The following is a 19,316-nucleotide window of genomic DNA, read 5'->3' as shown; positions in this document are numbered from 1 at the left end:
AATACTGATAGGCGCTTATATAGGACCTAAGACACAGAAGTATCTACCTATGAACTTTTTGTACATACTGTTTGGGGTCCTTGCAATATATGTAGGTCTTGGATATATATTAAAAGGATTTTTCTCAATAGCACTTCCTGGAGTATAAAGATTCGGCAGTTTTTTGTGTTATAATAGTCATAATGATAAAAAAAGGGGAGTGAAGAGAATGGCCCTTAACAAAATTGATTCTGGTTCGCTGTTAAACATTACACAAAATACAACATCTAATAAAAAAGCAAACATTTTTGAATCTATGGTAAATCAACAGGTGTCCAAACTAGCGCAGAATTCTAAAACCTTGACTACTTCTAACACTAGCTCAAACTTGCAATCTAAACCTTCTGCACAAAATAGTAATATTCAATCTAAATAACTTTCTGAGCCTTCCAGCAAGGGAGGGAGGAATCATCCCTCCCTTTTTATTTATGGAAAAAAATATTTAAGATAATTCAGAATATTCTTAATTAATTTTTGTTATAAAAAATATCTGATAGAATATTGGTATATTTTTACGAACTTTTTAAAAGAAGGAGGTGGAAATGATTTCTATTTTTTTCTGATATATAACTTAGACTTATAAAAAATTGGGGGTGAAATTCTTTGAAGTTAGGTGTTGTTTTGCCTGTTGTGCTGCTTTGTGTCTTGGCTTTATTGGTGCTTTCTTTTCTTATGAGTATTCCTAGTGCTATCTTACTTTTGGTTTTCGGATTCTGTTTGTGGGCTGTTGGGTATAGATATTATAGTGCATGGTTAGCCGCTAAGGTAATGTGCCTAGATGACGGCAGAGAAACTCCAGCATGTAAAATTAACGATGGAAGGGATTACGTTCCTACCAACAAGTATGTATTGTTTGGTCATCAATTCGCTGCTATTGCAGGCGCAGGTCCTTTAATTGGTCCAGTTCTTGCTGCGCAATGGGGTTTTATGCCTGGACTTCTATGGATAGTCTTGGGAGCGGTGATTGCTGGAGCTACACATGATTTCGTTGTTCTTGTACTATCAGTTAGACAGGGCGGGATGTCTATTGCTGAGATTGCGAGGAAAGAGATATCTACTTCTACTGGAAGGATAATGTCTCTTGCTATATTTCTTATAATGATACTAACTCTTGCAGGATTAAGCATAGCAGTAGTAAACGCACTTAAAGGTTCTCCGTGGGGAACTGTTACAGTAGGGTTAACAATTCCAATTGCTTTTTTGATGGGGTTTTGGATGTTTTACTTTAGACCTGGCAAAGTAGGAGAAGCCTCTTTGATCGGTGTTATATTGTTATTCGTAGCTACTTGGGTTGGAAGTATTGTGCCTGGTACTGAGTTTGCTAGATATTTCACATTTAGTGAACAAACAATGAAGATTTTACTTCCAACTTATGCCTTTTTTGCTTCAGTACTTCCTGTATGGATGCTTCTTTTGCCAAGAGACTATTTGTCTAGCTATATGAAAATAGGTGTAGCTATTGCAATTGCTATAGGTGTTTTAATTGCTCATCCGATGCTTCAAATGCCAGCATTTACCAAGTTTATAAGTGGCGGAGGACCTATTATTCCAGGTCCTTTATTTCCTTATTTGTTTATAACAATAGCTTGTGGCGCTATCTCTGGATTCCACTGTATGATTGGAACTGGTACTACTCCGAAGATGCTAAGCTGCGAAACTGATGCAAGATTTATCGGCTACGGTGCCATGATAATGGAAAGCTTTGTAGCAGCACTTGCGCTAATTGCTGCGTGTGTCTTGCCAGTGGGAGATTATTTTGCTATAAATACTGCGCCAGCTGTTTTTCAAAAACTTGGTATGCACACTGAACAAGTTGCCTATATTTCTCAGCTGGTGGGTGAAAATTTGGTTGGTAGACCTGGTGGAGCAGTTTCATTGGCAGCAGGTATCGCCTATGTATTTGATAACGTTCCATTTCTTACTGGTATGATGGGTTACTGGTATCATTTTGTAATTATGTTTGAGGCAATGTTTATATTATCAGCAGTTGATGCAGGAACAAGAGTTGGAAGATACCTTTTGCAGGAATTTTTGGGGATATTTGTCCCGAAATTCAAGGATATCCACTGGAATTTTGGAATTGTATTAACAGGATTTTTAGTTGCATTTTTCTGGGGGTATCTATTATATTCCGGAAACGTTTCTACGATATGGCCTATGTTCGGTGCATCCAACCAACTTTTGGCTTGTCTTGCTCTTTTGATCGCTACAACCGAAATTCTAAGGAGAACGAAAAAGATTTCGTATGCTCTCGTTACAATGATTCCTGGCGCTTTTATGGTAACCATCACATTTACTGCTGCGTGGATGAATTTTGCTAATATATTCTTGCCAATGGCTCAAAAAGGGAATGTAGCAGGAGGAATCAATGCCTTTTTGTCTATACTGCTTCTTGCTATGGGAATATGGGTTCTAATTGATTCGATAAGAGTATGGTTAAGAATTCTTTCTGGAGTGGATACTGTAAAGGTTACAAATAAATAATAACGGTTTGTAACAGATGAATGAAGTTTATTAAGTTAAATAAGCTTTTGTTTATAACATTATTCCTTTTGTGTTGCAAGACTGGTTATGCTTTTGCTTCTGATAAGGTACACGTGGTGCTTTTTTGGAGCCCCACGTGTCCTCATTGTCATGACGTAATAGAAAATATTCTTCCTCCTATTGAGGAGAAATTTAAGGATAAGTTATCAATAACATACATAATGCTTTATAAAGAGAGTCAAGCGGCTCCTTTTTATAAGCTTGCGTCAGAATATGGTATTGAAAGAAATGATGCAGGTGTCCCCTTCATGATTATTGGAAACAAGGTGTTAATTGGGACAGACCAGATAGAAAAAGAAATGCCTAGGTTGATCCAAGATGGAATAAAACAAGGTGGTATACCATTTCCTGAAAAGGTTCTTCATTCTGAATTTGCTAAATATGTAGACATCAAATCAACTGAAAATGGAAGTTTTGAGGGTAGACCTTATACAATTTTTACAGCTTTATTTTTATCAATAATAGCTTTGTATTCTATTTTGAGTTTTAAATTTAAAGCATTGATAAAGTTTATAACTTTTTTTGAAACTATTCGAAATTACCTGATCCCTATTTTTATTTTTATAGGCTTTTTAATATCTGTCTATTTATTTCACTTAGAGATAACTGATTCTTCTGGAGTATGTATATTATTTTCTGGCTGTAATGAGGTACAAAGAAGTTCTTTCTCTCATCTTTTTGGTATAATTCCTCTGGCTTTACTTGAAATGCTTCTTTTTGTTGGACTATTTGTTTTATGGTTATATTCTTATAGATTTAGGAATACTATGATATTTCAAATTAGTTCAAAAAAAATCCTCTTTTGGATTAATTTTTCAGCAGTTGTTGTAGCTATATATCTGACTATTCTTGAAATATTTGTGATAAAAGCTGCTTGTGTTTATTGCCTAATATCTTCTATAATATTAAGCTTGTTGTTAATCTTGTTCAATCCGGAACTTGGAAGTAACTAACACAACAATTAACTAAGTTATCGTTTATAATGAAAGGAGAATAGATTTTTGCTTTCTAATCAGAAAAAAAGAGAAACGTTTTCTTCTGGAATTGCTGTTTTTTTTGCTACACTTGGTTCTGCTGTAGGCTTGGGTAACATTTGGAAATTTCCCTATTTAACAGGCATATTTGGGGGCGGAGCATTTTTACTTGTTTATGTTCTTTGCGTGATATTTGTTGGAATTCCTGTAATGCTTGCTGAATTTTTTATTGGCAGGAGTACACGTTCAAATGTAATCGGAGCGTTTAAAAAGCTGGCTCCAGGAACGATGTGGAAGCATGTTGGTACCATGGGAGTTTTAGCTGCATATTTAATTATGTTTTTTTATAGCTGTGTAGCTGGTTGGGTATATTACTACCTATTTAAATCTTTAAGAGGAGATTTTGTTGGTATTACAACGGAGAGTGCAAAGACTCAATTTGCACAAACTGTAATAGGACCTTTGACGCCAATATTGTGGCAAGTAATAGTTATAGTAGTAGTTGGTGCAATTCTCATTATGGGTGTACAGAAAGGTATAGAAAGAGTTACAAAAACTTTGATGCCTCTTTTATTTTTATTGATCATAATTTGTGATATTCGAGCTCTAACACTGCCCAATGCCTTTGAAGGAGTTAGGTTTCTTTTTAATGTTGATTTTTCAAAACTGAGCGCTGTTGCCATACTAACGGCACTTGGACTTGCATTCTTTAAACTTTCTCTAGGTATGGGAACAATGGTTACTTATGGAAGTTATTTTACCAAAGAAAATAATCTTTTTAGAACAGCATTTTCAGTCGCATTTTCTGATACCCTTGTTTCTATCTTAGCTGGTCTTGCAATCTTCCCTGCTGTTTTTGCTTTTGGTATGAAACCGGGTGCTGGTCCTGGACTTTTGTTTATGACAATACCGCTTGTTTTTTCTAAGATGCCCTTTGGGAACCAACTCCTTGTGGCGTTTTTCTTCCTTTCATCAATAGCAGCTACCACTGCAATGTTATCTCTTGTAGAGGTATTGATTGCATATCACACTGAAGAGTTTAATATTTCAAGAAGAACAGCAAGTATTGTGAACTCTTTGATAATTATACTAATTGGTTCAACAGCCGCACTATCAGTAGATTCTGGTTCACTTTTAGGTTCTATAAAGTTTATGGGGAAAAGTTTTTTTGATTGGTATGATTATATCTCTTCCAACATACTCCTTCCAGTCGGTGGATTTTTCATTGCTATATTTGTAGGCTATGTTATGAAGCAGAAGGCAGTAATAGACGAACTTTCTAACAGTTCTCCTAAACTTATAGCTGTCACGAAGATATATTTGTTTGTTCTTAAAACTATAACGCCTGTGTTGCTTATAATAATATTTTTAAACTCAATAGGTGTTATAAATCTCAAATAGCTCTTATTATTCGCCCCATGCTTGTTTCTTTAATCCTTCTTCATCTATGATTTTAACTGTTTTGTTGTTTGATGAAATAATATTTAAATTTCGAAATTTGGTGAATATTCTTGAAAGGGTTTCAGGCGTGGTGCCAAAGTATTTTGATAGTTCTGTTCTAGTGAGCGGCAATTCTATTATTGAACTTTTTTGTATCTCTTTTTGGTACAAGAGATAAGAAGCAAGCCTGCCTGATACCTCTTTTAAGGATAGAGCCTCAATGAGTAATGTGAAGTTTCTAAGTCTAAATGATATTGCTGATAAAATATTTAAAGTAAGGTTTGGGTTATTTGCTATGATCCTCTTAAAACCCTCTCTGTCGATTGCAAGAAGAGAACACTTCTCTATGCATTGAGCGTTTGCAGGGTAATCGAGCCCTGCAAACATTGGTGCTTCTGCAATTATGTCTCCAGATGTCATTATGTGGAGTATTTGTTCTTTGCCTGATAAAGATATCTTGTAGATCTTTAATTTTCCGCTCAAAACAATGAAGAAGTTTAAGGCGACACTTCCTTCGTTAAAAAGTATTTCATCCTGGTTTAGTTCAACTTTACGAGAAATACTTAGAATCTTTTTTACATCCTCATCAGTTAAATCTTTAAAAAGGACACATGATTTAAGAATCTCTTCCATATCTGTTTTCTCCCCAGACAAGTTTCCTTTGATAATTAATTTTACATTAATTGCCAAAGGTTGATCTAAATCAATGTAAATTTGCATTTGAAAGTTTATTCTAATCTTAATCAAGAAATTTATAAAGGGAGAGTGATTCAATATGTTTTGTTATCAATGCGAACAGGCAGCAAAAGGAGTTGGATGTGAAGTTCAGGGTGTTTGTGGTAAAGATGAAACTACAAGCAGTATGCAGGATCTTTTGGTTTTTTCTTTAAAAAGCCTTTCTTCTGTAGTACAAAGTGCTAAGGAGTTGGGTATAGAAGTAGACAATACTCTTGGCCACTTTGTTTGTCAGGCACTTTTTTCTACGTTGACAAATGTTGACTTCGATCCAGAAAGATTAAAAGAGTGGATAAAATTAGTAGAAAATAAAAGAGACAATTTAAAAAAGGCTATAACCGGAAAACATAAAATTGAATTCTCTGATATTGCCAACTTTAAGTTTGCTGAAAGCGTTTCGGAATTAGAAGCTCAGGGGAAAAAATTTGGTCTAAAGGATGACCCAGAGACCGATCCAGATAAAAGAGCTCTTAAGCATACTATACTTTTTGGTTTAAAAGGTATGGCAGCCTATGCCGATCATGCTGCAATTTTAGGAGAGTCGAGCAAAGAGCTTTATGACTATATGTTTAGAGCTCTTTCAGATCTTACAAGGAATGATATTTCCCTGGAAGAATGGATAAACAAAACCCTGGAAGTCGGAAAGTATAACCTTTTGGCAATGGAGCTTCTCGATAGGGCAAATACAAAAACTTATGGCGATCCTGTACCGACCAGTGTTCCATTAGGACACAAAAAGGGAAAAGCAATTTTGGTTTCTGGGCATGATTTGAGAGATCTTGAAGAGATATTAAAACAAACTCAGGGAAAAGGCATTTATGTATATACCCATGGAGAAATGCTTCCTACTCATGGTTATCCTTTGTTAAAGGAAAAATATCCTCACTTTTATGGACACTTTGGAACCGCATGGCAAAATCAGATAAGAGAATTCCCTCAGTTTCCTGGTCCAATAGTGATGACTACGAACTGTATTCAAAGACCACAAAAAAGCTACTTTAATAGTATATTTACAAGTGGAGTAGTTGCATGGCCAGGTGTTAGACATATTAAAAACTATGATTTTTCGCCTGTTATTCAAAAGGCACTTGAGATGGAAGGGTTTAAAGAGGATCTGGATAAAGGTTCTGTATTGGTTGGTTTTGGCAGAAAAACCCTTCTTGGAGCAGCATCTAAAGTTCTTGATCTCGTAAAAGAGAAAAAGATACGACATTTCTTTCTTGTAGGAGGATGTGATGGAGCAAAACCAGGCAGGTCTTACTACACTGAATTTGTGGAAAAGGTTCCTGAGGATTGCGTTGTGCTAACGCTTGCTTGTGGTAAATTTAGATTTTTTGATAAAAAGTTAGGTGAAATTGAAGGCTTGCCAAGACTTCTTGATGTGGGGCAGTGCAATGATGCTTATTCAGCAATTGTGCTTGCAGATGCACTAGCAAAAGCACTTAACGTAGGAGTAAATGATTTGCCTTTATCTTTGATTCTTTCATGGTATGAGCAAAAGGCTGTAGCAATATTACTTAGTCTTTTGTATTTGGGAATTAAAAATATAAAGTTAGGGCCATCTTTGCCTGCTTTCATAACTCCAAATGTTCTTGATGTTTTAGTTAAGAACTTTAATATTTCTCCTATTAAAACTCCTGACGAAGATCTCAAGGAAATTTTAGGATAATAGGGTTTTATATAACAAAAGAGCCGTGAACAATCAACAGCTCACGGCTCTTTTTTAGAGCGGTTTCAGTACAAATAATAGTTGATTTTCTACTACACTTTCGTTAATATTTACACATATTTCTTTTATAATACAGTCAAAAGGAGCTAAGAGTGGAGTTTCCATTTTCATGGCTTCTAGGTTTGCTATTTCCTCACCCTTATGATATATGTCTCCTACTTTTATTGGATCCCTCTTTGGATTGCCAAGCCTCCACAAATTACCGTTAATAGGAGATCCAAGTTCATTTGTTCCTTTTGCAAATCTAATCTCCTTCTTTTTGGCTCTTGGAGTTTCAACCTTATAGACTCGGGTTTTATTGTTTACTTCCATAACAACATGTATAATTCCATCATGTTCTTTGCCTATGGAAACTAACTCAAGAGTATAAGGCTTTTCCGAAAAAGTAAATTCTACTTTATCTCCTGGGTTTTTTAAGCCATTTATAAAAACATTTGTTGGAAGTACTATTGGAGCATCTCCATATTGCTCTCTAAAATTGATCATATCAACGGCGTCCTTTGGATGCATTAAGTAAAGTATAAATTCTTCTTCTGAAGGTAATCTTGAAATCTTCTCCTTTAGTTCTTCTCTTGCTTTTTCCAAGTCTTCCTCTTCGATATGTTCAAGTGGTGAGGCATCGACTCTTGAAGCTATCTTTTCTTTCCACTCATCTGCAAAAGTGCTTTGATAGACCCAATCATCAGGCCAACCCACCGGAAGTTTTCCGTAAAGTCCAAGTAATAAGTTCTTAAAATCACCTGGCGCATTTTTAAAAAGATCCAACAACTCTTGTTTTTCGTTTTCATTCATTTCTTCAAATTTACACTTCTTTTCTTCTACGAATTTTTCAAGTAACCTTATAATATGAGTTACTCCTGCCTCACCCTTTTCTTTGGCATATCTGTTTATTATTCCGCTACAAGTAACCCACGTTATTTGTGATCCAGGAGTTACGTCAAAATATTTAACTATCCTATTGTAAAGGGACATTAATTTTAGAATATGTGGCATCAAGTGTAAAAAACCGCCCTTTTGAGCCTGTTCAAAGGAACTCGGGAATGCGCCGCCAGGCATCTTGTGTTTAGTTACGAAATAATCAAATCCTTTAAATGGCGATTCCGCCCATTCGTAGTGCCTTATCCAGTTTCTTACTGTCTGAATTGCTTCGTGAACTGCACGTATGTTTAGGTGCACGTTAATACCAGACTCCTTAAGATAAGAGTAAGTGCTCATAATTGGAGGTTGGCCATAAAATCTAACTAATGAATCTTCTTCTACATCAATTATCTTTGCACCAGCCTGAACTGCAGCGAGATATGCCGGAAGGGCAAGACCATCTGTAGTATGCCTATGATAGTGAATTACCAGTTCTGGATATTTTTGTTTTATACAATCAACTAAACTGTATATCCTTTTTGGACTACCGACTCCAGCCATATCTTTTATGCATAATATTATTTCATTTGTCCCAGAACAAAGCGATATAATTTCATCAACTGTTTTTAAATAATACTCGTTTGTAGCCCATTCTACTTCTGTAAATGAGATTGCTGGTTCGAAAAGTTTTCCTCTATTCATAACTACTTCTGCTACTGTTTTCATATTTCTTATATCATTTAAGAAAGAAAAGCACCTCCAAACGTCTATATCTACTTTGGAGACTACATATTCGATAACATTTTTAGGGTAAGGTCTGTAACCCCAAAGGTTTGTTTCTCTTACTAGAGTTTGAAGCAGTACATTTGGCATCAATTCTCTATATATCTCTATTTCCTCAAAAGGCGATTCTTTTCTGTTCATTACTCCAACATGCCACCTTGCGCCTCCATGACATTCTGAGCTAAATAGCCCCATTTGGTTATAATGCGGAGCAAGCGTTTTAAGATCGTATATTCTATGTCTATTTTTAAAGTCAGATTGTCCTGCATCTCTCATTCCGGTAGAAGTAAAGCAAACTCCATCAAATTCTCTAACCTTTTTAACAATTTCGGATGGACTCATTCCAGGTTTTACTAATGAATAATCCAACACACTATCACCTCACATCCATTTTTGCTGGCCAAGAGCACTTATCTCAGCAACATAACGCGCAATTTTGAGAACCTCATCCTCTGGATCCCGATCTTTAAAAGAAGATATCAATTCGTCCATATGCTCCTCTATAAATCTCGTTGAGAACTCACCAGAGATAAACTTTGGATGTCTTAATATGCTGAGAAGCAATGGGGCATTTGTTTTAACTCCTTCAACTCTAAGTCCTCTTGACAGAGCCCGATCCATTGTTCTTATTGCATCAGTCCTATCAGCGCCAGCGCTAATTAAGAGCATAAACATTGAGTCGTAAAAAGGAGGGATAGATGCTCCCTCATATGCTCCTGGAGAAATCCTTATACCTGGTCCATGCGGAACTTGAAGTCTGGTAATTCTACCGAAAGAGGGTGAGAAATTTTTAGGATCTTCTGCGTTTAATCTGCACTCTATCGACCATCTATTTTGATGTATGTCTGATTGATTAAAAGGTAGTTTTTTCCCTTCTGCTATATCCATCATTAGACTCACAATATCAAGTCCTGTTGATAGCTCTGTAATACCGTGCTCTACCTGGAGTCTTGTGTTTACTTCGAGAAAATAGAACTTTTTTGTGTTTGAATCGTATAAGAATTCTACTGTTCCAGCGGAGGTGTAACCGATTTCTCTCATAAATCTTACTGCAGTGAAACAGATCTCTTGTCTGAGGGTATCATCAAGACTGGGAGAAGGAGTCTCCTCAATTATTTTTTGGTTTCTCCTTTGAATAGTGCATTCCCTTTCAAATAAATGACAAATTGATCCATATTCATCGGCTATAATCTGAACTTCGATATGTCTACCCCTTTCTATATATTTTTCCACGAGAACCTTATCATCACCAAAAGATTTTAGCGCTTCGGACTTTACTTGAGTAAATGCGCCCTGAATATCGCTTGCCTTTTCTACCTTTAGCATGCCCTTGCCGCCTCCGCCGGCAGATGCCTTAACTAAAATAGGAAAAGACACTTCTTCTTCCTTCATCCAGTTAATAATTTCTTCATAACTTTTAGCGTTATCAATTCCAGGTATTACAGGAACATTTGCCCTTTTTGCCCATTTTTTTGCCTCTATCTTATCACCCATAGCTTTTATAACTTCTGGTCTTGGCCCAATCCATATAAGTCCTGAGTCTATAACTTTTTGAGCAAATATGTGATTTTCTGAAAGGAAACCCCATCCTGGGTGAATAGCATTACATCCGGTTTTAAAAGCGGCCTCTATTATTGCGTCCATATTTAGATATGACTTTATAGGAGGGGCCTCTCCAATGTGTACTGCAGAATCGGATGTGAGCACGTGGAGCCCAAGCCTATCAGGAGTACTGTAAACTGCCGTTGTGGGTATTTTTTTGTCACGGCACGTATGCATTACTCTTACAGCGCTAACTCCACGATTTGCAATGAGTACCTTTTTAATTTTTCTTTCCATTCCAACACATCCTTTTTGCTTTTTTTATTAGACTTTTTCATATCTTTCAAGTTCAAATTTTGCTCATATTTATGACTTTATAAGTAACGTAGAGAATTTTCTGTAAAAGTGAAATGATTATCAATAATGCAATATAAAAGGTCATCGTCCACTGATAGAATATAGTTAACACAAACCAAAACTATTGGAAGTGGACGATGACTAAATATAATATTACATTAAATAAAGAAATTTTGCACTACCTTTTTTAAGTAACGATAAAAGTATGAAAATGTTATTTAGAACAAAAAATAAATCAGATTCTTTAACTGCGAAATAGTATTGAACGATTAAATGAAAAATACACCGTAGAAAAAGAGTAAAACGTATATTTCAAAATATAGAATCAGCAACAGGGCAAATAGAAACTTTTAATAAAACAAGATGAATTATGATCTGCTGGTCATAAAAATTGGACGTGATCGACTTAATAGATTTTACTTCATATAAATATTATTTTGTTTTATAATTAATTAAGTTTATTTAACATGGGGTGAAAAAATTGATAGATCTTCTTAGAAAAATTCTTCGTCTTGAAGAAGACAGGATGAGTTACGTAGACCCGAGGTTCGCAATGGCTGCTGTCAGGACTTTTTTGGCATGGGTCAGGACAGCTTTTAATATGTTGGGCTTTGGCATTGCTCTTGATAAAGTTGATGTTTGGCTTCAAACACAGCCAGGCATTTCTTCATATATAAGGGGGACAGTAGGATCAATACATATAATAGTTATTTTGCTTCTTGTAATGGCGGTTTGTACGATACTTGCGGGCGCAATAGACTATGTACAAAATGTAAAGAAGATAAGAGCAGGATATTTTCAATGTTCTCCAGAGTACCATATAGGGTATATGTCTTTCGTCGTAGCTGTGCTATTGGTCTTAGTCTTATTTGTTCTTATTAGGGCATAGGTTTATAAAGGAGTTCAATAACTTGTTCTTAGAAACAAAAAAAGACACAAAAGGGGAAGATGCCAGAGAAAGTATGGCTGCTGTCAGGACACTTCTGTCATGGATTAGGACATCACTTGGATTGATGGCATTTAGCGTTCTCCTCGATAGATTCGATCTTTTCATTCACTATCTTGGTCCAACATTTGGAATTCCTGAAGAAAAGAGCCTGTATCTTTATTGGGTAGCGGTTGTCTTTGCGGGGCTCTCTTTTCTCACAGTTATTGTAGGCCTCATAGACTATATCGTGGTGAAAAGAAGAGTTGAATTGGGAGAGTATAGATCAAATGCTTTTATTTATATTTTCTACACACTTGTAGTAATCTTTGTTTTGGGTATTTTGGGATATAGTGTATTTATCCACCGTTAATCTATCAATCTAATCTTCAAAAACTTAATTGCCAAAACTGTAAAAATTACTACTGTTATAGATAATACTATTATGCTTATTATGTCTATTGGCTGGCTAAGATAAAGCTCTCTGGAAATTTTTACTGCATAATAGAGAGGGAAGAGGGCTTTTAATATATTTTTTATAAATACTGGCAATATATTAATTGGGAAATATGTTCCAGAAAACAATATCATTGGATTTATGTACACAAAGTAAAGATAATCAAAAAACATTATATTAGGCACTACTGAAGTAAAAAACATGCCAATTGATGCGAAAACCAGACCAAAAAGGGGTAGAGCCAAGATTATTATTAAAAAACATAAGTTTTTTATCAGACCAAAACAATATAAGATAAAAATTACAATAATTGCATACAACGTGCCTCTGACAGCTCCCCAAAGCATTTCTCCCAAAACCATATCTTTAACTGTAGCGTTTGTGGATAGCCATGCTGTGTATATGTTTTCATAATACATTCTTACGAAGGCATTGTAAGTTGTTTCAAAAAATGAGCCGTATAAAACGCTTACAAGGACCATTGCAGGCGCTATAAATTCAACGTAAGACAGGCCTTCAACGTTTGAAATAAATTTTCCTATACCAAAGCCAAAAGCTAAAAGAAAAAGCAACGGATCTATACCGCTTATCAGTGTACCCCAGGCTCGCTTTTTAAATGAAATAATATTTCTTTTGAATATTATTAAAAAAGGTATCAAATTCTTTCTCCAGTAATATATAAGAAAACGTCATCAAGAGTAGTTTCTCTTATTGTAGATGGCTCTATTCCCTTTAGCTTTAAATTCGAGAGCAAGAGTTCTTTGCTTGGCGTAAAGATAAAAGTTTTATTTTCATAGACATAACTTTTGTATCCAGCTATAGATACCTTTTCTTTAATCTCAAATGCAAAACTTTCAAGTACATTTTTTATGAGATCCTGTGGTTTTCCTTTTAAAATTAACTTCCCTCTATTTATGAAGATAATTTCATCTGCCATAAAATTGGCTTCTTCCATATAGTGAGTGGTAAAAATTGTTGATATATTTTGAAATTTTAAATCAATTATTATATCCCAAAATTGTCTTCTGATAGCTGGATCAAGTCCAATAGTTGGCTCATCAAGGATTAATAGTTTGGGATTAGTTAAAAGAGCCCTAATAAGCATTATCTTTCTTTTTGTACCACCAGATAGGTTTTTTATATCCTCATGTTTGTACTTATCTAGCCCGAATTTTTGCAATAGGTTTAGAGATCTCTCTTTGGCAATTTTAGTATTTAAACCGCAAAGTTCTGAGTGTATAATGAGGTTTTCAAGTACATTTATGTCTTGATCTAAATTGTTTTCTTGAGGAACTAAACCAATTTTATTTTTTATTTTTTCAAATTCATTTATGTCTTGTCCAAAGATATTAATTTTTCCTGAGTTAGCTTTGGCAAAGCCAGATATAATTTTTGTAAGTGTAGTTTTTCCTGAACCATTTGGACCAACGAGAGAGAGTATTTGACTCTCTTCCAAAGAAAAACTTACCCCATCAAGTGCTTTTATGTCTTTGTAATATTTTATCACTGATTCAACTTCAATAATACTCATTCTAGTTTGTATATTTCCTTACATTATGTTGTTTATACTATAAGCGTTTGCGTCATTAAAAGTGGTGCCGGGGGTGGGACTCGAACCCACACGGGGAATGCCCGACGGATTTTAAGTCCGTTGCGTCTGCCATTTCGCCACCCCGGCGTTTTTCTTGGAGGCGACGCCCAGATTCGAACTGGGGAATGAGGGCTTTGCAGGCCCTTGCCTTACCACTTGGCCACGTCGCCTTTATTTGGAGCGGGCGAAGGGGCTCGAACCCTCAACCCTCGGCTTGGGAAGCCGATGCTCTACCATTGAACTACGCCCGCTAATAAAAATTTTACGTATTTGAATTATATCAAATAATTTTACATTTGCAAATGTTATTCTGTATTTTCTTTGTTTGCACTGTTAAAATAAATTTCTAATATCTTTTCTCTTGTAACCATGCCTAAAAGCATGTTTTTATCTACAACTGGTAAAAAAGATATATCGTTTTTGTACATTAAATATAGGGCATCATAAAGACTGTCTTCTGGGGATACTGTTATAGCAGGAGAATTCATTATCTCAACAATTTTTTTATCCTTTCCCTGTTCACAATTGTTTAAGACATCCTGATTGCAAACAACGCCAACTAATGATTTATCTTTAGCCGAACAAACAGGTAATCCTGATATTTTATATTTTTTTAAATTTTCTTCAGCAACTTTTATGCTATCTTCCTCATTTACAATAGGGATATCTCTTATTAATATTTCCTTTATTTTTATCTTTCCGAGAATAGGCTTATAATAGTCAAATTTGTGTGCTGGAGATTCAGATGGCGATTTTACCTGACTTTTATATATAGTATTGTTCCCAACTATGACATATGATATGGCAACTGCAATCATTGCAGGAATTGTTAGCGCATATCCGCCTGTCATTTCACTAACCATAAACATTACAGCTAAGGGACATCTGGCTACGCCTGCAAATAGAGACATCATACCAATAACCATAAAAACTTCTGGGATATGTGAGACATGAAGAGGGGACAAGCAAATAATCTTCCACAAGGCTAATCCTACCATGCCGCCAATAAATAATCCAGGTGCAAAAACGCCACCACTTCCTCCTGATCCAATTGTTAGAGACGTTGCGATTATTTTTAGAAAAATTATAGCTATTACGATTTTTAATGGAATTGAGCCGTTCATTCCAATCTGGATCCAACCATAACCCATACTAAGAACTTGCGGATATAACATGCCGATTAGACCGACTAAGAGTCCTCCTACAGCAGGTTTGAAAATATTGGGAATCTTTATTTTTTTAAATAAAGCCGTTATGCCATAAAAAGTTTTTGTATATAGAATTCCGATAAAGCCGCATAATAAACCGAGGGCAGCAAAATATACAAGACTCTGAGGGGAAAAAGAGTAATTGGCTGGGAATTGGCCAAATATTGGAGTGTATCCTACATAGGAGGCAAAGATTACATATCCTATTAAAGACGCAACAAAAGATGGTATAAGCGCATCTATTTCGAATCCATCTAAATAAAGTATTTCAGTGCTCAGAAGTGCCCCGCCGAGTGGAGCTTTGAAAATCGAGCCTATTCCGGCTCCTATCCCAACTACCACTGCAAGGCGTCTATCTCTAACGCTTAAATTTAAGTTCTGTGCTACTATTGAACCTATTCCAGCTGCAATTTGAGCTGTAGGGCCCTCTCTTCCTGCACTCCCTCCACTTCCTATTGTTATTGCCGATGCAATAGCTTTTATAAGCGGAATTCGCTTTCTTATTATGCCTTTTTTGTTATGAAAGGAGTCTATTGCTGCATCTGTTCCATGTCCTTCTGCTTCTGGTGCGAATCTGTAAACCAAAAAACCACTTAAAAGACCACCAATTGTCGTAACCACTGGGATCATCCAATACCTTAAAATGGGGACAATCTTTGTAGCGCCTTCTCCTGCAGGAGAAGGCGGATAGCATCCTGCGCCGAGACCCAAAAATAAATATGTGCAAAATTGTATGGCGCTATAGAAAAGTATTGCGCCAAACCCCCCCGCAATCCCTATTGTGACACTTAAAAATCCCCATTTTTTAATGTATTGAATCTGTTCTTCGTTTATATCAATTAGTCTATTCAAAAGTATCTCCTAAAAATTATTCTAAATACCTTGCTATTAAGTTTTCTCTTTCTTTTTGGCCTTTATTTAAGATAGTTTCAACATCGCTTTTATCTATTTTTTCATATGATTGTATAAATGATTTTCCTATCCTCTTTATTTTTCTAATAAAGTATTCTTCATCACCTTCATCGAGCATTATTGATTTGAATTGTGGGCTTAGCACTTTTGTAATCTGGATTTCGCCGTTTTCATCATTTTTATAAGATAAAATTATCTCTTCTTTGAAAGGATTTTGCAAATCTTTAAAAAGATTTCCTTCAGTAGCGTGTAACAGGGCTTCATTGAAATCTACTTCGTGTTTTTTTTCAATGCTCTTGTGTTTAACGTTAAAATATGCCCTTTCATTTTCAAGATCGATTTCCATATCCACTATATATGGTTCATCTACCGAACCAATATTTAATTTCCATTCTTTATGTGCGACTCTGTCCTCTAAATTCCACCCATAGATTTTTAACCTTTCTATATTTGTCATGTTTTCACTCCTTAAAAAAATAACCCGAGAGGGATATCCCGGGTTATTTAAAGTTTTATAGAAATTAAATCTTAAACTTTTTCACCTCGTTTGATATCTTTTCTGTGTTTTCCATAAGATTATCAGAGATTTCTTCGAACTCTTTTACTATTTTATCATTTTCTTCTGTGGTAGAGGCGAGTTCTTGTGCTGAGGCAGATGATTCTTCTGAAATTGCTGCAAGGTTTTCTATTTCATTGGATATGTCTTTTGATGATGCAGCCATCTCTTGTGCTGAGGCGGTGTATTCTTCTGATAGGGCAGCAAGATTGCTAACGTTTACGTTTACCGTAGATAGGTTCTCTATTAACTTCTGACTTATTTTTTCTCTTTGTTCTAATAAGCTATTTATTTTGTCTATAGAAGCGAGTATTGCCTGGAACGTCTTTGATGTGGACTCAGAAGCCTCAAGCCCTGTGGTTACATCCTTTAGCGTGTCTTGCATAGAATTCATTGCATTTCTTGTTTCTCTATTTGTTTCTCCTATTATTAGAGCTATTTCATTTGCAGCCTTTTGAGATTCCTCTGCTAACTTTCTTACTTCATCTGCGACCACAGCAAAGCCTCTACCTGCATCTCCTGCCCTTGCAGCCTCTATTGCAGCATTTAGTGCCAAAAGGTTTGTCTGGTCTGAGATGTTGGATATTAGATCTACAATCTTTCCAATATCTTCAGATCTCCTACTAAGAGATTGGATCACCTCTGCTAATTTCTTAACAGATTCTAAGCTCTTGTGTGAGCTCTCGTTTGTTTTTGTCATGAGAAGATTTCCTTCTTGAGCTCTGTCCTTCATCAATGCAGAAAGGTCTGTTAGTTCTTTGTTACTCTTCTTTGTCTCTTCCATAATTGAGTTTATCTGATCTATCATCTGGGCAATTTGTTCTGTATTGTTTGCCTGTTCTTCTGCACCCCTTGCAATTGCCTGAGTAGTGCTTGAGAATGTGTTCACCTTGTTAGAAAGAGTCTGAGCAATCTTTGATATCTCCTCTGCTCCATTTGCTGTATTTGAAGCTGCCTGAGAAATCTCTCCTGAGGAGCGAGACAATATTGTAGCATTTTCTTTTACCCTTTGAGAGGCTTTTTGTAGGTCTGATACAAGGTCTTTTAGGCTCTGTATTACAGATTTTGTATTTTCTGCCATCTTCTTAGTACTATTTGCAAGAATACCTAATTCACCAAAATAGCCTGTATTTATATCAACGTTCAAGTCTCCTTCTGAAATCTTCTTATTTACTTCTACTATCTCTGAAAGAGGTTTCGTAATGCTTCTTGATATGAACTTGAATATTATGAATGATATTATTGAAATTATTAATATTGCTAAAAATATTATTATGAGAAGGCTGTAAAGTCCTGAATAGAAATCAGAAGATGTGACAGGAATCAATAATATCCAACCAGTAGATGGGACCCTATCCCATACCAATATCTTTTCTTGTCCGAGAAAACTATATGTTCCATATCCTGTAGGTTCACTTACTACTCTTTTGCCAAGCTCAGCAAGGGATGGCGTAATAGTAGCGCTCTCCTTTGTAATGTTTTCTTTTAAAACCATCTCTTTTTTTGGAGGCATTACTATATATAAACCCGTTTTGTCGAGCAAAACTCCATATCCTGATTTACCAAATTTTATTCTTGATACCAAGTCTTCTAAAGTACTGAGCCTTATATCTTCACCAATTAATCCTATAGGTTTGCCTGATGCATTTAAAATTGGAACTACAATACTAAAGATTTTGCTCTGGTCGAGTCTGTTTATATATATAGGCGTAATAAATACCTTTCCAGTAGACATAACCGCCTTAAAGTAAGGTCTATCTGAAACGTTTATGTTTGGAATGATTCCAGAATTTGCAACTACTTCACCTTTTTCATTTGCGTAAAAAGTGTCATTTGCTTCTGGAAAAGACCCAAAAGTAGTTTTTAAGAATTCAAAAACTTTATTTTTATCGCCACCTTGTAGGGATGGATCTTTAGCTAAATCTTTCAATGCTTCAATCTTGTTTTCTATAAAAGTATTAATGCCGTTGCTTGCAGTTTTTGCAGTTTCTTGCATTGCTGCAGTTGTCTGATCCTTTATGCTTTGCTTTATTACAAAATTTGAAACGAGCATTATGGATACGCCTAAAATTGCTATTATTATTACCATACTAAAAGAAAGCCTTGAGTTAATGGTGTTCCAAAAATTGAAACTCATGACTTGCTTTACGGTTTTCTCTTTTTCTGAATTCATTTTTTATTCTCCTTTTTTGGTTTTTGTGAATTAAAACAATCATTTAAAAAACAAAACTTAAAACGTGTAGATATATTATATTACAAATTTTTGTATTATTACAAATTTTGGTTACGTCCAATTTTTTCTGTAAATTTATCCAACTGATAGAATCAATTACATCCAATCCCATTTAAAAGATATAAATTTTAACTTGCGCAATGTCAATAAATGCTTTTCTTCTTCTCTTCTTTTAAGACCTGCCTATAGTAGTATATACACCTCACATTCTTCTTATGTATAGTTTAAAAACTGCCCTAATAAATTAATTTCTTAAATTAGTAAATTAAGTTATGCGATATTAAATTCTTCTTTTACAATAGGTTCTACTTTATTAGGTTCATATTTGCACCTCCATTGCCAATATTCATCCATATCAAAGTATTTATGACCAGTAGACCATAACTCATCTTGTTCTATTAAAAGTGCTCCTATTAGCCTTGTTGCCGATTCT

General features: G+C 35.3%; 15 protein-coding genes and 3 tRNA genes. 7 read left to right on the top strand and 11 right to left on the bottom strand.

Annotation, left to right across the window (positions count from 1 at the left end):
- Window positions 1–208: 208 nt before the first annotated feature.
- From ACWIUX_RS06705 to ACWIUX_RS06690, 4 genes are all read left to right on the top strand, one after another.
- On the top strand, window positions 209–415 hold the full coding sequence (locus tag ACWIUX_RS06705) for a hypothetical protein (RefSeq protein ID WP_448589956.1): 207 nt from the start codon (window positions 209–211) through the stop codon (window positions 413–415).
- 227 nt (window positions 416–642) lie between these two features.
- Window positions 643–2,523, top strand: coding sequence for a carbon starvation CstA family protein (locus ACWIUX_RS06700; RefSeq protein ID WP_448589955.1), 1,881 nt, complete (start codon window positions 643–645; stop codon window positions 2,521–2,523).
- A 20-nt stretch (window positions 2,524–2,543) separates the two neighbouring features.
- Window positions 2,544–3,536 (top strand): vitamin K epoxide reductase family protein, encoded by a 993-nt coding sequence (locus tag ACWIUX_RS06695; RefSeq protein WP_448589954.1) that lies wholly within the window; start codon window positions 2,544–2,546, stop codon window positions 3,534–3,536.
- A gap of 48 nt (window positions 3,537–3,584) precedes the next feature.
- On the top strand, window positions 3,585–4,958 hold the full coding sequence (locus tag ACWIUX_RS06690; protein WP_448589953.1) for a sodium-dependent transporter: 1,374 nt from the start codon (window positions 3,585–3,587) through the stop codon (window positions 4,956–4,958).
- A gap of 6 nt (window positions 4,959–4,964) precedes the next feature.
- On the opposite strand, the gene ACWIUX_RS06685 is transcribed toward ACWIUX_RS06690, so the two are convergent.
- Window positions 4,965–5,630, bottom strand: a complete 666-nt coding sequence (locus ACWIUX_RS06685) for a Crp/Fnr family transcriptional regulator (RefSeq protein ID WP_448589952.1) — start codon at window positions 5,628–5,630, stop codon at window positions 4,965–4,967.
- A 142-nt stretch (window positions 5,631–5,772) separates the two neighbouring features.
- Here ACWIUX_RS06685 and hcp point away from each other — a divergent pair, with 142 nt between their 5' ends.
- Window positions 5,773–7,401 (top strand): hydroxylamine reductase, encoded by a 1,629-nt coding sequence (hcp, locus tag ACWIUX_RS06680; protein ID WP_448589951.1) that lies wholly within the window; start codon window positions 5,773–5,775, stop codon window positions 7,399–7,401.
- A 54-nt stretch (window positions 7,402–7,455) separates the two neighbouring features.
- Here hcp and ACWIUX_RS06675 read toward each other — a convergent pair whose 3' ends face one another.
- On the bottom strand, window positions 7,456–9,444 hold the full coding sequence (locus tag ACWIUX_RS06675) for a biotin/lipoyl-containing protein (RefSeq protein WP_448589957.1): 1,989 nt from the start codon (window positions 9,442–9,444) through the stop codon (window positions 7,456–7,458).
- 39 nt (window positions 9,445–9,483) lie between these two features.
- The gene (locus ACWIUX_RS06670; protein ID WP_448589950.1) at window positions 9,484–10,941 is read right to left on the bottom strand and encodes an acetyl-CoA carboxylase biotin carboxylase subunit; all 1,458 of its coding nucleotides are present in this window, start codon (window positions 10,939–10,941) and stop codon (window positions 9,484–9,486) included.
- Window positions 10,942–11,482: 541 nt separating this feature from the next.
- Between ACWIUX_RS06670 and ACWIUX_RS06665 the strand changes: the two genes are divergently transcribed.
- Complete coding sequence (locus tag ACWIUX_RS06665; RefSeq protein WP_448589949.1) at window positions 11,483–11,890, top strand: YidH family protein; 408 nt, start codon at window positions 11,483–11,485, stop codon at window positions 11,888–11,890.
- 22 nt (window positions 11,891–11,912) lie between these two features.
- A complete protein-coding gene (locus ACWIUX_RS06660; RefSeq protein WP_448589948.1) occupies window positions 11,913–12,299 on the top strand; it encodes a YidH family protein in 387 nt (128 codons plus the stop codon).
- Here the strand turns inward: ACWIUX_RS06660 and ACWIUX_RS06655 are convergent.
- From ACWIUX_RS06655 to ACWIUX_RS06620, 8 genes are all read right to left on the bottom strand, one after another.
- Window positions 12,296–13,042, bottom strand: coding sequence for an ABC transporter permease (locus ACWIUX_RS06655; protein WP_448589947.1), 747 nt, complete (start codon window positions 13,040–13,042; stop codon window positions 12,296–12,298). The two genes, ACWIUX_RS06660 and ACWIUX_RS06655, sit on opposite strands and share 4 nt — an antisense overlap.
- Window positions 13,039–13,914, bottom strand: coding sequence for an ABC transporter ATP-binding protein (locus tag ACWIUX_RS06650; protein WP_448589946.1), 876 nt, complete (start codon window positions 13,912–13,914; stop codon window positions 13,039–13,041). The genes ACWIUX_RS06655 and ACWIUX_RS06650 overlap by 4 nt, the downstream gene beginning before the upstream one ends.
- A 62-nt stretch (window positions 13,915–13,976) precedes the next feature.
- Window positions 13,977–14,061 (bottom strand) — tRNA-Leu (locus tag ACWIUX_RS06645).
- A gap of 8 nt (window positions 14,062–14,069) precedes the next feature.
- Window positions 14,070–14,144 (bottom strand) — tRNA-Cys (locus ACWIUX_RS06640).
- A gap of 6 nt (window positions 14,145–14,150) precedes the next feature.
- Window positions 14,151–14,225: transfer RNA gene (locus ACWIUX_RS06635), tRNA-Gly, on the bottom strand.
- A 54-nt stretch (window positions 14,226–14,279) separates the two neighbouring features.
- Window positions 14,280–16,034 (bottom strand): chloride channel protein, encoded by a 1,755-nt coding sequence (locus ACWIUX_RS06630; RefSeq protein ID WP_448589945.1) that lies wholly within the window; start codon window positions 16,032–16,034, stop codon window positions 14,280–14,282.
- A gap of 16 nt (window positions 16,035–16,050) precedes the next feature.
- Window positions 16,051–16,551 carry a hypothetical protein gene (locus ACWIUX_RS06625; protein WP_448589944.1) on the bottom strand — a complete coding sequence of 167 codons (501 nt, stop codon included), beginning with the start codon at window positions 16,549–16,551 and terminating at the stop codon, window positions 16,051–16,053.
- Between the two features lie 64 nt (window positions 16,552–16,615).
- On the bottom strand, window positions 16,616–18,823 hold the full coding sequence (locus ACWIUX_RS06620; RefSeq protein WP_448589943.1) for a methyl-accepting chemotaxis protein: 2,208 nt from the start codon (window positions 18,821–18,823) through the stop codon (window positions 16,616–16,618).
- Window positions 18,824–19,316 lie beyond the last annotated feature (493 nt).

Source organism: Thermodesulfobium sp. (genome assembly GCF_053498235.1).
The sequence above is the reverse complement of the archived record's forward strand: the minus strand, read 5'-3'. Positions and strand labels throughout refer to the sequence as shown.

Excerpts from the sequence above, each read along its gene's own strand:
- ACWIUX_RS06675 (WP_448589957.1), bottom strand. The coding sequence starts at position 9,444 with ATGAGTCCATCCGAAATTGTTAAAAAGGTTAGAGAATTTGATGGAGTT.
- ACWIUX_RS06670 (WP_448589950.1), bottom strand. The coding sequence starts at position 10,941 with ATGGAAAGAAAAATTAAAAAGGTACTCATTGCAAATCGTGGAGTTAGC.
- ACWIUX_RS06705 (WP_448589956.1), top strand. The coding sequence starts at position 209 with ATGGCCCTTAACAAAATTGATTCTGGTTCGCTGTTAAACATTACACAA.
- hcp (WP_448589951.1), top strand. The coding sequence starts at position 5,773 with ATGTTTTGTTATCAATGCGAACAGGCAGCAAAAGGAGTTGGATGTGAA.
- ACWIUX_RS06685 (WP_448589952.1), bottom strand. The coding sequence starts at position 5,630 with ATGGAAGAGATTCTTAAATCATGTGTCCTTTTTAAAGATTTAACTGAT.
- ACWIUX_RS06695 (WP_448589954.1), top strand. The coding sequence starts at position 2,544 with ATGAAGTTTATTAAGTTAAATAAGCTTTTGTTTATAACATTATTCCTT.
- ACWIUX_RS06625 (WP_448589944.1), bottom strand. The coding sequence starts at position 16,551 with ATGACAAATATAGAAAGGTTAAAAATCTATGGGTGGAATTTAGAGGAC.
- ACWIUX_RS06620 (WP_448589943.1), bottom strand. The coding sequence starts at position 18,823 with ATGAATTCAGAAAAAGAGAAAACCGTAAAGCAAGTCATGAGTTTCAAT.
- ACWIUX_RS06650 (WP_448589946.1), bottom strand. The coding sequence starts at position 13,914 with ATGAGTATTATTGAAGTTGAATCAGTGATAAAATATTACAAAGACATA.